Genomic DNA, 13,631 nt, shown 5'->3' on the forward strand with positions numbered 1-13,631 from the left:
GGAGCCGGTGCTCAGAGCGGGGGAAAGGTCCATCATGGATTTCGTTATGCCTGTCCGTGCTACGAACCGGAAACACTTCACTACCGACCAGAAGCACGCGATTCTGGACGAGTACGACAAATGCCTCGAGTGGGGCTCCAAAGCCGCATTCATCAGGGCGGTGGGCATCACCGAAGGCACCATGAACCACTGGTGCCGCCAGCGGGAATCCGGGGAACTCAAGTCCAGATCCGACACATTAAGGGAGGATCAGCGATTGAACGCAGGCGATAAGCAACTGCTCAAACGGGTCTTGAAGGAAAACGAAGTCCTCAAGGCCAAACTGGCACGGTCCGAGGCCGCGGTGGACATTCTGGGAAAAGCTTCCGCGCTCTTGGAYGCSATGGCCAAGAGCGCGGCGGCAACGGATCCAAAAGTGGAGGAACCGGAGCCGGGACGGCCGGAATGGCTGACGCCAAAACCTGGAAAGACCTCGCCCTGACCTTTGCCGGGAAACTGATCACCGCCGGCTGGTCCGCGGTGAAGGCCTGTGCCCTGGTGGGMGTTCACCGCACGGCCTGGTACCGGCGTCTGAGCCCGGCTACGCCGGCCGGGATCACCGTGCCCCATGCCGACCGGGMCTACCCGAACCGGATCACCGACGCCGAAGGTGCGGCGTTCATGGAGCTGTTGAACTCCANCGGCGTCTGAGCCCGGCTACGCCGGCCGGGATCACCGTGCCCCATGCCGACCGGGMCTACCCGAACCGGATCACCGACGCCGAAGGTGCGGCGTTCATGGAGCTGTTGAACTCCARGGAATACGCCAACCTCTCCGTCACCCAGGCCTACTACCGGATGCTCGACGCGGGGCRCTGCTTCTTCTCCATCGCCGCCGCCCACCGCATCGTGGCCCGGAACGGGCARAACGGCGACCGCCGCGAACAGCGCMCGGGAACCGGCCCCAAACGAGCCAAACCCATCGTGCACGCGACCGCCCCGAACCAGCTGTGGAGCTGGGACATCACGATGCTCCACGGMCCGGGSAAACACACCTACCGGCTCTACGCGATCCTGGACGTGTTCTCCCGCAGAGTCGTCGGACACCGCGTCGAACACACCGAAACGGCGTCCCTCGCCGGCGCCCAGCTGTGGAGCTGGGACATCACGATGCTCCACGGCCCGGGGAAACACACCTACCGGCTCTACGCGATCCTGGACGTGTTCTCCCGCAGAGTCGTCGGACACCGCGTCGAACACACCGAAACGGCGTCCCTCGCCGGCGCACTGATCAAGGGCGCGGTCACCGAAAACCGACAGCACCCTGCCGTGCTCCACGCCGATAACGGCGCACCCATGCGGGCCGGCAGCACCCTCCAGCTTGCCCAGTCCCTGGGCATCACACTGTCCTACTCCCGCCCGCGGGTCTCCGACGACAACCCCTACTCGGAATCCCTGTTCAAGACCGTCAAATACGACTTGGACTTTCCCCGCCGATTCCAGCACCTSCAGCACGCCCGCGAAYAYATGGCGGCATTCTTCGCGGACTACAACACCAACCACCGCCACAGCGGCCTGAACTACTACACGCACGCCCGACACCGTCCACGAAGGACGAGCGGACCACGCACGCCGACGCCGGCAGGCAACCCTCGACGCCTGCCACGCCCGGCATCCTCACCGCTACCGAAACAAACCCACCGCACCAGCCGCCCCGGCCCACGCCGGCATCAACTACAAAACCAACCAGCTGTCACAAACAGCTTGATATATACCGAATCCGGCCGAGTCCGGCCGATGTACGGCCCAGTCCGAAGCCAAATTTGTTGACATTGTCCACACACCCTTCCTGACCGATTTCGAGCCACACAATTGTTGCCGCGCTCCCCAACCGGGGGCGCGGCAGCTTCATGTTCCGGGCCAGGAACCTTCCGGAATGGCTTTCCGGCCAGTCGATTCCGGACGCATTAGTTCGCATCACATGTGTTGACTCGAAATCCCTCATGGCTGCTCTTCCTCCCTTCAGGCATCTCATGGGCTCAAGCCCGGGAACTAGCATGACTGGATGCCGATCAGCCAGACGGCCGGGGCGCTTGCAATTGGCAGATGTCGATAAACGTCGACGAAGAGCATCGTCAAGGTCCAACGCAGCATTAGGCAGCCGTCCACGTCGGCCGACGAAAGGCAGGAAATCGGCGTTAAAGGATCAGTCGAAAACGTGTGAGGAATTGCGAACGACCCCGGCCGGATCGCGCTTCGCCGTGAGCCGCCTCACCGTGCGCAAATAGGATGGAGGCCAAGACAGCAACACTTAGGAAAGGACCCATGGCTGACACCATCGACCTCAAGACCCAGGCCGCCCCGGAATTTGCCCACATCATCTCCGCGGGAGCCCGGCTGTCCAAAGACGATCTCGTCGATCTCGCAGCCAGACTGCTGCGCGGCCACGAGAACGCCTTCCTCTTTGGCGCACCCCGAAATATCCTGGGATGACGACCCTATGAGGACCGCTAAGCAGGGCGTAACCAGCGCCTGCAACCCACCGTGAGAGAAAGGGAGCGTCCTTGGGCGACACCGGAGAAAAGACCAACCTCGCCGACATTGGGGGACTTGAGGCACTGCCTGACGGGTCCGTCATCATCAGCGCGGCCACGACAGTCATACCGCGGCGGCCCTACGTGAAGGCCGGGAGGTCATGGCTGCAGCCGGGCAGCGAACTGGAGTTTGCCGCCAGCGAAATCCAGCTGCCGGCGACCGTCCTGAACCTTCCTAGAGCCTGACTGTCGCGCAGGCCTCCTGCGGCGATGCCCGACGCACCGGAGGAGGCCGAAGGCTGTCCGCCCACCGCCGGCAGACACGTCCCGCCAAGCACGGCCGACGTCGACTCATCTCCGCGCTCACCCTTCTGGCGCCAGCTTCACGCTTGGGTGGTCTGGGTTTGCAGGACCCGCTCACTCACGTCATTGCGGAGTACGTGGAACTGCCCGCCGTTGCCGTTGACCGTGCCGTCCAGGACGTAGAAGCCTCTCCCGGCATCCGGACCTCCCGCTGCACGGTCAAGGGCCGCAATCAGGTGCCGCCCCAGGTGCCCCTTCGGCCCAAGCGCCTTGATCTCCTCGAGCTCGTCGAACGTCAGCCCAGCCAGTACCGCGTTGATGTCAGCCATAACACGCCTCCCCCAGTTGTGCAGGCCCATTGGTGCCTGAGATCACAGGCTAGGGCACGGTTGTTGACTCGGCAAGAACAGCAATAACCGGGTGCTGACGTCCTACATGGCTGGGAGCACGTGCCGATTGATCTTTCGGCAGCGCCCCCACCGCCGGAGGACGCGCGCTGTCATCTAGCGGGGGCTGCAGCGCCGGAACACCCGGGCCGACACTCCCGGCGGCTCCGACACGCCAGCGATTTCTGGTGGGTAACCAGAAGGCGCGTCTTCACAGGTCCCTGATCTGGCCCGGCGAGGGCCGTGGACAGGCTGTGTACAGCCGTCGCCGGGGCTTTTCCGGCCCCTCAAAGTGTCAGCACCCTGCCCCTACGATGGTCGAGCCCAGTCGAAGGAACAGGTGGTCTCAGGTGAACGAACAAGGCAGTGGCAAGGCGACCCGAGTCCAGGTCGCGGGGCTGTGGATCGCGGCATGCAGCCTCGCCCTGGCGCTGCTCCCACCGTGTTCGACGTGCTCGAAGTGATCGGGCGGTGAGCCGCTGCCAACGGGTGGGCAGCCCAGGTGTCTGAGCGTCGGGCCGTTCTACACCAGTTCCGCTCGTTCAGACGGAAGCTTTAGTCTGCATCGGCCTATTGGCCGCGAGAGTCGAGCCAAGCAAGGGGAAGGCGACCGCTCCCCCAACCTCATGTACTGAATGGATCTCCGGCCGATAGGGGAGAATTTGTCGCGCTGATTTGGCCTGTCCGAGCCGGCGTCCCAGTGGAGGAATGTCTTAGCCTTCGCACTCGATGCAGTATGCGTGGCCGTTGCTCTCGCGCGCGAGTTGGGACCGGTGCCGGACCAGGAAACAGGTATAGCAGGTGAACTCGTCCGCGGCCTGGGGAATGACCTGAATGATGAGCTCCTCGGCGACAATCTCTCCGCCGGGGGTCAGGCCCTCATCGAGTGCTTCGGCTTCGTCCAGATCACTGACGACGCTGCGGGCATCCGGGGCGTTGGCAGACTGTAGTGCCTCCAGAGAACGGTCCTGAGATTCCTTGACGTCGGAACGGACTTCGTCGTAATCGGTTGCCACTTAGGTGATTCTCATTTCTGACGTTTTTCTCTGATGTTCTTTTCTGACGAGACTGCAACGTACACCGATGCGCCGTTGTTCCCGGGTCAGGAGAACTGGATGAGGTCAGGGCCGGGCTACGACACGGACCATGTCGGCGGATTCACTGCGGCGTCCAGTGCCAGAGCACTTTGCCGCCGCCCAATGGCTGGCCCGTCGCCGCGGTCATTAGCCCGCGTCTTCAGTCCACACCCGTGCGGCGGTGATCCGATCAGCGTCGGGGAGTTCGTTGCGGACCTCGCAAGCCAGAGCGTCGAAGGCCCGGCCGATGCTGCAGACCAAGTCATCGACGAGGACGATGTAGAAGGTGAGTTTGCCTCAGGCCGCTGGTTCGGCGGAATGCCCATCCATCGGAGGTGGCACCTGCGCAGGTGAGTAGCCGGGCACGCACTAAGTCAGGTATCCGCCACTGATGCAGGGCACGGGCGGCCAGTGTTGAATTGAAGGCGAAGCAGCCCTTCAGGCCCCGCCGCGGGGGCTCAGCGGCTGCTTCACCACTTCCAGCGCGGTGCGTTCGCGGGTTTGACCGGGCCGGCGACGAACTGAAGCCCTCCGAGACCGGGGCTCTGGTACCCCAGCCGTCGCCGGCCCTTAGCTCAGCAACGGCTGCCCCATCGGAACTGGTCAGGATCAGCGGTGATGGCCTGTGTTGTCGAGACCGACGAAGTGGGACCTGCCAAGGGTTTGGGGCCGCCGGAAGTCCCGGATCGCACGTTCCGATTGAGGATGCGGTGTATGGGGTTTGCGTGTGGCCATCACCCACAGCCGGTAGCCTATCGAGACTGCCACTGTCGGCCCGGCAATAACAACCCGCACCATCCAGTCCATGTCGCCTCCCTGCCCTGGTCGAGTTGCCTTCTGCACGCCAGGCCGACCGTGTAGATCGTCCCGTCCATGCACGGGGCGGCCTATGCCTTCTTACAGAATCCGTGGCCTTGGCGCTGCGCCTTCCAAGTTTCTAAAACTCACCGGCACCTTTTCTTCCCCCTGATGCCAGGTCTTTAGTTCAATTTCTTGGCCGACGATCAGTAAGCGAAAACCATGGGAGTAGCAACAGTCATTGGAATTAGCAGCGCTGATACTACCGAAAGTAATACTCAACCTTGGAAGCAAAACACCATAAATGCTTCAATGGTTTGGCACCTAGCATGGGCGGAATGCTGCTGGGGAAATTAGGGTCAGAAGCCCAAATGAGCTCTGACCCTAGTTGTGTACGTGTCGTCCGGATTTTCGCCGTTCTAGGCTTGTTTTAGCCGAAGTCAGTCCGTCGAATCTCTAGCCTCCTAGCGGTCATGTGTTGCTAGTGGGCAGCTCGGTACTGCTCCACTACGTCGGCCTGAATCCGGCCGCGGGTGTTGACCTGGATACCGTTGTCGAGAGCCCACATCCGAATGGCCTTGGCGTCGTTGGGGCTCGGTTTGCGTGCCGACCGGCCGCGGCTACCAGAAGACTTGCGGGCGGCATCGGTATAACGGCGAAGCGCTTCGCGGAGTTCGTTTGCGTGCTCGTCGTTGAGATCAATCTCATATTCCGTACCGTCAACAGCGAAAATCACGGTTTCGCTGGCCTTTGAGCCGTCGAGGTCGTCTTCAAGAGTAACTATTGTTTTACGTGCCATACTATTGGCTTCCCCATTATGGACTTGCCGTGGATGAAGGATTTCGCAGCTTTCTAAATGACCTCGCCACGATAATTCTTTCCCTTATCGGCCATTCCGGCCACCCGTTCAGCCGATGACCGGCGGCTCAAGAAAGAGCGACTCACAGCCGAACTGGAGCTTCTCCGGCCGGGCTCGCCCTCCTCGGCCGGACAGCCAAGTGGCGACCACAACGCCGAGAAGGAAGACTACGTCAAGCTGTACTCTGCGTATCTCATCTGATGTACGTCAGCGAAGGGCTTGCCCTCCCGCCAATGTCCTAGCCAACGCTTCAGCGGCATGTTTGCGTCCGATTGTTTCATAACCAACAACAACGATCGCGGGTGAAAGGGTAACGATAATGAGGCATAAACCAATTGAAGACCCGAATGCTGCCAGGGCTAGGGCTGTGGCAATCAGCAGAATCGTTGCCACGATGAGTGCGATATGAAATATGTCGAATTCCTGCATCATGAACGTATAGAGGGCAAAGAGGACTATCTCGAAAATCAGGACTGGAACAGCGACCGCGGTGACGGCACCTAGCGTGCCTATACGCGAGGTGCCCTGAATCGTGTAGGCAACGACGTGCAAGCCGGCCCCCGTTGCGGCAATCGCAGCATAAGTAACAATGTGGCTGCATGCCCAGATCACCGCCCGCCTACGGTGGCGGGCGAGGACTTGGGCCGAGGGAGTGATGAAGTAATTCCACCAGAGGCCAAAGGTTAGTCCCACCCCCGCGACGATGGCGACGACTGCTTCCGTACTCCATCCTTCTCTCTCCACCAGAGCCGAAACCGAAGCAACCGTACCGAATACTCCCTCTCCCAGCGCGATGATGGTGAGCAAGCCGTAGCGCTCCGCGAGATGGTGAGCGTGCCAAGGCGTACCGCCGTGCCTCTTTTCGACCAAAACCGGGCCGGCGAGTTCCAGCAGGATAAGAACCGGAAACATTGCCAGTACCGTTGCCGGCGGTGCGTCGGTTAGTGCCAAGGCTACCCATCCTAGCTGCGCGACAAAAATAAAAGACGCGTGCGCCAGTGCCGCCCTGCGGTGCTTAGGAGCCTGGGAAATCGCTCGAAGCCATTGGGCAACCATTGCCACGCGCATGATGACATAGCCCGCCACCATTATCCGGTTGTCTAAACTGCCGCCCGCTTCGAGGGACAACAGCGAGTGGAACATAGGCGGCAAACCCAGGGCCAGGATGACAACGCCTATCATCTGGACCATGGTCATGATTCGGTAGAGCCAGTCATTGGTGTCGAATGCTGAAGCAAACCAGGAAAAGTTCGTCCAAGCCCAGCAAATGGCAAACATTGCGAAACTGAAGCCGCCGATTCCCTCCCATATGTGTGCCTCTGCAAGCATGTGGGCGAGCTGATCCGCTGCCAGTCCGAAGGCAACCACGAAGGTCAGGTCGTAAAGCAGCTCCAGAGGTGTGGCAGAACGATCAGTCTCGTTCGGGTCGCGGCCGCTCATGTTCGTCAAGCCGTGGCCCAAACCTATCTGGGACATTCGGTCTCCCATCCGTAAATACGCGCATCCCGCGGCATGTGGCGTCAGCTCGCCTGTTAACTACTGGCCGGCTGTGCGTAGAGGCTCTTTCCGCCGCATACGTACAGGACTTGTCCGGTCACGGCATGATTCGCCGGGTCTGCGAAAAACCGTGCCGCCCATGCTACATCGTTTACCGCGCCGAGGGATCCCATGGGTTGGGCCCGGAGGAGACGGTCCATGACTTCTTGTGGCTCCCGGCGCAGCAGTGGTGTGTCGATCAGTCCGGGGGCCAGGCAGTTCACCGTGATCCCGTATTTGGCGAGTTCGATCGCCAAAGACCTGGTGGCTGACACGACTCCCCCTTTGGACGATGAGTAGGCGAGCTGGCCGAACCATCCCAGCCAGGCGCGGGATGAAACGTTGATGATTCGCCCCGTCCTGCGGCTGATCATGCTCGTGGCTGCTGCCTGCGAGCAGAGAAAGACCCCCGTTTGGTTGATGGCAATGGTGCGCTGCCATTCTTCGTCGGTGATTCGGCGTACCCCGCGGTCGATGCTGATCCCGGCATTGTTTACCAGAATGTCCACGGGGCCCAGTTCCGCTTCTGTTTGTTTGAAAAGCGCCTCGACCGCTTCCCTGTCGGTGACGTCCACGGCCAGACCGATCGCTGTACCGCCGTTGTTCGTAATGCGCTTGACTGCCTCTGCCGCGCGGTCGCCGGCGATGTCGGCGATGACAACTTTGGCTCCGTTGGCCGTGAAGTCTTCAGCGACTGCGAGACCGATGCCGCTGGCGGCCCCGGTGATCACGGCGACCTTTCCTTTGAGTCTCATGAGAATTGTCCTTTGTTGATTGTGGGGTTCTGACTTTTCGCCATTCTGGTCAGACCGAGAGGCTGGAGAGCAGGCTCGCGCCGCCGCAGCAGTACAGCACTTGGCCCGTGATGTAGCCGCTCCGGTCATCGAGGAAGAATTCGCTGGTGCTTGCGATGTCCTCTGCTGTGACGGGTGCCGGGGTGAGGGGCTCCGGTTCGCGCAGGTGTGTTCCGGCGGGCTGGCCGGCGTCCCGAAGGATGCTGCCCTGAGGAGGGAGGGCAGCCACCACGTTCACCGTGACGCCGTCCTGACCCAGCTGCAGCGCGAGACTGCGGGAGACGGCGACGAGTGGCCCTGCGGCAGCGGCAATGTGTGGACGGTCTGGCCACCCGAGCCCGTCGCGGCTGCTGATGGCCACGATCCTTGCCCCGCCATCCGCGCGGGCACGGAGATGAGGGCGCAGCTGCTCGACTAGCTTGAGCAGGCTGCCCACCACGCCTCCGGCGCTGATGGCGTTGCCCCCGTCCAGCAGTCCCGGTTCATAGATCAGCCCGTCGATGGCTTCCTGGCCTGCCAGGAGAGCGTTGATTTCCCCGGGATCAGGATCTTGGCCGATGGTCTTCACCACCCACCCGCCCGAGCGCAGTCTGTCGGCCACTGCCGTTGCGATTGCGGTTCCCGGGGAGGCGAGGACTGCCAGCCTGGGGTGTCGCGGTTGTGAGTCAGTCATTGGTACCTAGTCCTTGTTCAGGTTGTGGTCAGGATGTGTATGGAGCAGGCGCCGTTGTCGACCCCGAAGATCCCGCCGCCGGTCACATGCGTGAGGGCGACCTCTGCTCCCGGTACCTGTAGGTCTCCGGCCTCACCGGTCAGCTGCCAGTAGGATTCGCAGATCTGCGTCACGCCGGTGGCTCCTACCGGATGCCCACGGGAGAGCAGGCCGCCGCTGGGGCAGATGGCTACACGCCCGTCCCGGTCGAACTCTCCTCGTGCCGTGGCTTTGTATGCCTGCCCGCGCTCGGCGATTCCGAGCGCCTCGGTGTGCAGAAACTCGGCCACGCTAAAGGCGTCATGGAGCTCCACGAGGTCCACGTCGTTCGGTTTGAGGCCGGCCATGTCGTAGGCGGCTTTGGCTGCCCGGGCGGTGATGTCCGGCCAGGTCATGTCCCTGTAGGAGGTGTGGAAGTCCCCTGAGCGCACCACGCTGGCCCGCAGGCGGATGCTCGGTGTGGTGAGCTGCTTGGAAAATTCCTCCGAGCACAGCAGGACTGCCGCGGCACCGTCGCTGTTGGGGCAGCAGTGCAAGAGCCGCAAGGGGTCGGCCACGGGGCGTGACTGTTCTACGTCCTCGGGGCTGATTGCCTGCTGGAAGTGGGCGCGTGGGTTCAGTGCTCCGTTGCCGCGGTTCTTTACCGATACCCGGGTCAGGTCATCGGCTGTCGCCCCGAAGTCATGGAGGTAGCGCTGGGCGCGCATGGCGTAAGCCGCTGTCATCACCATGCCCTGGGAGATTTCGACGTCGTTGGTCGTGAGGGGAAGAGTTCCACCTCCAAACCCGGACAGGTTCTCGGTTCCGAAGGCGATCACGCAGTCGGCGAATCCGCCGGCGATGGCCTGCCATCCGAGGTGGACTGCGGAGGCACCGCTGGCGCAGGCGTTCTCCACCGTGTAGACGGGAGGGCCGGACACGCCTATCCGCTGGAGGACACGCTGGGCAAGAAGTGAACCGCCGTATGTCGACCCGCCGTATCCGGCATCGACCTGTTCGGGGCTGATTCCGGTGCTTGCGAGGAGCTCCTGAACGGCCCGGTAGCCCAGTTCTGCGGCGTTGACGCCCAGGTGCTTGCCGAAGGGGTGAACCGCGGCGCCTGCGACGTACACCGGCCTCATTGTGCGTCTCCGGGCGTGGTCACTTCACTGGCTTCGGTGACAATGTATGAGGACAGCGGGCCGGTATCATCCTCACCTATGGCTCCCACCCTCAACTCCACCGGTGTATTGGGAGCGAGTGCTTCGTCGGTATCGACGTGGGCGAGGAAGCGGGCTCCGTCGAGGTCCACGTACGCCCCCCGGACCGTGCTCAATGGGGCTGTTTGAGCGAGGTCATGTTCTGAAAACCGTCACGCGGCAGGGACAGAAGCGCAGGGAGTCAGGAGGGGAAATAATGACCGAAAATCAGACCTGGCAGGGTTCCCCTCGCCCGGAGCCGCGGGCAAATCCCAAACGCGTCGGCAAAAAGCACCAAACTGCTCAGGACGCAGCTATTAGCCCAAATGAAGGGCGGATTCTGTCCGGACGGTTTGGCACCGATGGAGCGACGCCGCCACGGTATTACGACTACTACAGCTTCATGTCCCTCGCCGATTTCATGACCTGGATTGAGAAGGATGACGGCAGCGAGCCGGCGATCTCGTATTCGTGGAGATGAGCCCTTGCCGAGTCTCAGGAACTGCCGAAAGGCCCAGCTAGAAGCAGGCGCCGGGACAGGGATGCCGGCGGCCGTTGCCCCGCCGGTCAAGGTCGCGCTGGCCCGGGCCGTCACCACAATGCCTCCGCCACCGCACTGCCCGGCGGGAGCCTGTACGAGCGCAAATTGGACGGCTACAGGCCACTCTGGATCAGGGAAGCAACGGGTCAGCCTGTGGTCCCGGCAGGGCAACGATCTCACCAGGTACTTCAGGAACTGGTCAAGGCCTTGGCTGCCGCGGTTTCCCCAAGATGCGTGATCGACGGCGCAACGTCTGATCTGAACTGACGGCTGACTGGACTTCACCGCGCTGCAGCAGCGGCTCGGCGCCGGGTCCAGGACCCTGCCTGGAACGGTGTAGCAGACCCACTCCTGCTACATCGCATTCGATGTGCTGGCGGTCGCCGGCCACGACGCCCCGGGACCGCCGCCCGCTGGGACCCGCCGCTCTCCCTCTCCCCGGCCAAAACCAACCCCGACGTCGCCGCCCAGTGGTTCGCCGTCCGGAGCTGGCTCAAGTACAAGCAAAGGGAACCCAGCGACGCCGTGTGAACTCTCGAGCTGACCGTCGGTCAGTGTCTGCCCGCCAAGGCGCCGAAGCCCGTGACGGTCCCGGCCGACGCCAGTCTGCTCGAGGTCGCCGCCCTGATGGCCCGCCTGCACAGTCCGATCGTCGCCGTCGTTGACCGGAACGGCATCCTGACCGGCGCGATCACCCTTGAACGTCTGCTGACGAGTCTGGCCATCGCGCGCCTCGACGAGTAGCACTACCGCCCTCGCGTCACCCGACCCTCGCCGGTTACACCGAGCCAGGAGGAGTACTCCGTGCGCCCGTATCCAGTCAGCACCAGCGGACCGTCGGGATGCCGGCCGTGACCGGCATCGTAGCGCTCGTCATCTTCCTGATCGCCTTCGTCTTCATCGCCAGCGAGAAGGTGGACAAGGTCAAGGTCGTGCTTATCGCGGCCGGTGCGATGGCCGTCCTGGGGCTCATCCCGGGGTCCGAGGCCTTCTACTCCGAGCACGCCGGCATCAACTGGAACGCAATCTTCCTGCTGCTGTTCGGGATGATGGTCATCGTCGGCATCATCAAGCAGACCGGTTTCTTCGAGTTCCTCGGGATCTGGGCGGCCAAGATGTCCCGCGGTCGCCCCTACCGGCTGATGGTCATGCTCATGGTGATTACCGCGATCGCATCACCGTTCCTCGACAATGTAACGACGATCATGCTCGTCGCTCCGGTCACGATCGTCGTCTGCCACCGCCTCGGGATCTCGCCGCAGCCCTATCTCATCGCGGAGATCCTCGCATCCAACATCGGCGGTGCTGCCACGCTCATCGGGGATCCGCCGAACATCATCATCGGCAGTCGCGCCGGGCTGTCGTTGAACGACTTCCTCATTCACATGACGCCGATCGTCACGATCGTGTTCATCGCCTTCGTGCTATTCACCCGAGTGCTATTCCGCAACTCCTTCCAGTTCAACCCCGAGAAGGTCGCCAACGTAACGGCGCTCCAGGAACGACGCGCCATCACCAACCCCGCGTTACTCGTACGCGCATGATCGTGCTCGCCGGCGTGATTGCCGGGTTCTGCCTGCACGCCGTCCTGCAGGTCGCGCCGTCCATCGTTGCCCTCGTCGGTGCCGGGGTGATGCTGCTGGTCTCGCGCATCGACCCTGTCGACGCGCTCCGCGAAATCGAATGGCGCACCCTCGTCTTCTTCATGGGCCTGTTCGTCATGGTCGCCGGACTCGTGCACACGGGCGTAATCAAAGCCATCGCACCTGGGCAATCGACGTGATCGGCGACAACTACTTCGGCGCCGCGACCGCCCTGCTACTCGGATCAAGTTTGCTCGGTGCGTTCTTCGACAACATCCCCTACGTTGCAACGCTCGCCCCCGTAGTCGAGGACCTCGTCGCCGAGGTCCCGGATCCCGGCACGGGCCAGGCACTGTGGTGGGCCTTCGCTCTCGGCGCTGACTTCGGCGGCAATGGCACCGCCGTCGCGGCAAGCGCCAACGTCGTCGGGATTGGCATCGCAGCGAAAGCCGGGCACCACATCTCGTTTTGGCAGTTCACCAAGTACGGCATCATCGTGACCGTGCTCAGCACGCTCATGGCCTGGCTCTACGTCTGGCTGCGGTACTTCACTTGATGCGCAGAGACACCCGCAAAGCAGCCGTGTCGTTGCCCGGTAATGAGCATCTGATCCAGATGACAGTCGAAGCGCTCGAGCGTCCACAAGGCCTCCAACAACAGCTTTGTGGGTACAGAAGGTGTGGATGTCCGGACATTGACCAGCTGCGCTGCGGGCGTCCTGGTGGTTATAGTGCGGCAGGGCCGGCGGGCCTTCGGTCTTCCCTCAGCAAAAGGAAATCCATGTCAGCGCACTCGGCGGTTGCCTCGGCCTGCAAGAGCTGCGCTTGGATTCGCCCGGGACGGCATGCTTGCCCGGGTGAAGGTCGTCGACCCGAGCTTCTATAACTTGCCGGCGCTGCCAGTGGCCGGCACGCTCGTGCCCGACTTCCCGTTGGGCAACAAGAGCTTCAACCTCTCAACGCAGGCAAAGACCTCCCTCCGGACGCCCGGGCAGCCCAGGCATATGCTAAAGAGCCTCCCGGAGGAGCCGGGAGAGGCGGCGATCACGGTGACACAGCACTATCTCGCGGGCGGGCTGTCGCTGCTGCTGGCCCAGCTGCAGCGGGCGGCGGACCCGGCGTCTGGGAGTGCATTCGAGGAGCTGCGCCGGGAAGCTGAAACTGCCCCGGTGGCAGTGCTGGGCTCGGTGGCTGCACGGGCACTGCGGCTGGGCGACACCGTCTGTTGGGAATCGGTATCCCGCGGCGACAGCGCGGCGTTTCGCCGTCAGGCCGCGGCGGCCGCGGAACTGTACGAGTTCGGGCTGTGCGCCGGTCTGCTCGATGAGGAGTAAGAGCCCGGGGCGTCTGAATC

General features: G+C 62.7%; 15 protein-coding genes and 1 pseudogene. 8 read left to right on the top strand and 8 right to left on the bottom strand.

From position 1 onward, the window contains the following. From ASG92_RS07170 to ASG92_RS07185, 3 genes are all read left to right on the top strand, one after another. The coding region (locus tag ASG92_RS07170; protein ID WP_056626394.1) for a hypothetical protein at positions 1 to 481 on the top strand (481 nt) is incomplete at its 5' end. Positions 482 to 2,303: 1,822 nt separating this feature from the next. After that, complete coding sequence (locus ASG92_RS28170) at positions 2,304 to 2,471, top strand: hypothetical protein (protein WP_157372142.1); 168 nt, start codon at positions 2,304 to 2,306, stop codon at positions 2,469 to 2,471. A 71-nt stretch (positions 2,472 to 2,542) separates the two neighbouring features. Then, positions 2,543 to 2,758, top strand: coding sequence for a hypothetical protein (locus tag ASG92_RS07185; RefSeq protein ID WP_056626400.1), 216 nt, complete (start codon positions 2,543 to 2,545; stop codon positions 2,756 to 2,758). A 137-nt stretch (positions 2,759 to 2,895) separates the two neighbouring features. On the opposite strand, the gene ASG92_RS07190 is transcribed toward ASG92_RS07185, so the two are convergent. The 8 genes from ASG92_RS07190 to ASG92_RS28175 form a co-directional block, all read right to left on the bottom strand. Beyond that, positions 2,896 to 3,144, bottom strand: a complete 249-nt coding sequence (locus tag ASG92_RS07190) for a hypothetical protein (RefSeq protein WP_056626402.1) — start codon at positions 3,142 to 3,144, stop codon at positions 2,896 to 2,898. Positions 3,145 to 3,914: 770 nt separating this feature from the next. Further along, positions 3,915 to 4,217 carry a DUF4193 domain-containing protein gene (locus ASG92_RS07195; RefSeq protein WP_056626405.1) on the bottom strand — a complete coding sequence of 101 codons (303 nt, stop codon included), beginning with the start codon at positions 4,215 to 4,217 and terminating at the stop codon, positions 3,915 to 3,917. A 1,339-nt stretch (positions 4,218 to 5,556) separates the two neighbouring features. Further along, positions 5,557 to 5,874, bottom strand: coding sequence for an Lsr2 family protein (locus tag ASG92_RS07205; protein WP_056626409.1), 318 nt, complete (start codon positions 5,872 to 5,874; stop codon positions 5,557 to 5,559). Positions 5,875 to 6,141: 267 nt separating this feature from the next. Beyond that, positions 6,142 to 7,410, bottom strand: a complete 1,269-nt coding sequence (locus tag ASG92_RS07210; RefSeq protein WP_200951905.1) for a low temperature requirement protein A — start codon at positions 7,408 to 7,410, stop codon at positions 6,142 to 6,144. A 56-nt stretch (positions 7,411 to 7,466) separates the two neighbouring features. Next, a complete protein-coding gene (locus tag ASG92_RS07215; protein WP_056626411.1) occupies positions 7,467 to 8,225 on the bottom strand; it encodes an SDR family NAD(P)-dependent oxidoreductase in 759 nt (252 codons plus the stop codon). 49 nt (positions 8,226 to 8,274) lie between these two features. Next, the gene (locus ASG92_RS07220) at positions 8,275 to 8,937 is read right to left on the bottom strand and encodes an SDR family oxidoreductase (RefSeq protein WP_056626413.1); all 663 of its coding nucleotides are present in this window, start codon (positions 8,935 to 8,937) and stop codon (positions 8,275 to 8,277) included. A gap of 17 nt (positions 8,938 to 8,954) precedes the next feature. Beyond that, positions 8,955 to 10,097: a thiolase family protein gene (locus ASG92_RS07225; protein ID WP_056626415.1), complete on the bottom strand. Its 1,143-nt coding sequence runs from the start codon at positions 10,095 to 10,097 to the stop codon at positions 8,955 to 8,957. Further along, on the bottom strand, positions 10,094 to 10,291 hold the full coding sequence (locus ASG92_RS28175; RefSeq protein ID WP_157372143.1) for a hypothetical protein: 198 nt from the start codon (positions 10,289 to 10,291) through the stop codon (positions 10,094 to 10,096). The genes ASG92_RS07225 and ASG92_RS28175 overlap by 4 nt, the downstream gene beginning before the upstream one ends. A gap of 80 nt (positions 10,292 to 10,371) precedes the next feature. Between ASG92_RS28175 and ASG92_RS07230 the strand changes: the two genes are divergently transcribed. From ASG92_RS07230 to ASG92_RS07245, 5 genes and pseudogenes are all read left to right on the top strand, one after another. After that, positions 10,372 to 10,635 (top strand): hypothetical protein, encoded by a 264-nt coding sequence (locus ASG92_RS07230; RefSeq protein WP_056626417.1) that lies wholly within the window; start codon positions 10,372 to 10,374, stop codon positions 10,633 to 10,635. Between the two features lie 642 nt (positions 10,636 to 11,277). Beyond that, on the top strand, positions 11,278 to 11,439 hold the full coding sequence (locus ASG92_RS07235) for a CBS domain-containing protein (RefSeq protein ID WP_200951906.1): 162 nt from the start codon (positions 11,278 to 11,280) through the stop codon (positions 11,437 to 11,439). Between the two features lie 98 nt (positions 11,440 to 11,537). Further along, positions 11,538 to 12,478 (top strand): annotated as a pseudogene (locus tag ASG92_RS07240) (SLC13 family permease). Further along, positions 12,475 to 12,834, top strand: coding sequence for a hypothetical protein (locus tag ASG92_RS29625; RefSeq protein WP_240987034.1), 360 nt, complete (start codon positions 12,475 to 12,477; stop codon positions 12,832 to 12,834). The pseudogene ASG92_RS07240 and the gene ASG92_RS29625 overlap by 4 nt, the downstream one beginning before the upstream one ends. 300 nt (positions 12,835 to 13,134) lie before the next feature. Then, entirely contained in the window at positions 13,135 to 13,611 is a 477-nt protein-coding gene (locus ASG92_RS07245; protein ID WP_162256306.1) for a hypothetical protein, read from the top strand. Positions 13,612 to 13,631 lie beyond the last annotated feature (20 nt).

Source organism: Arthrobacter sp. Soil736, assembly GCF_001428005.1.
Lineage (GTDB): Bacteria > Actinomycetota > Actinomycetes > Actinomycetales > Micrococcaceae > Arthrobacter.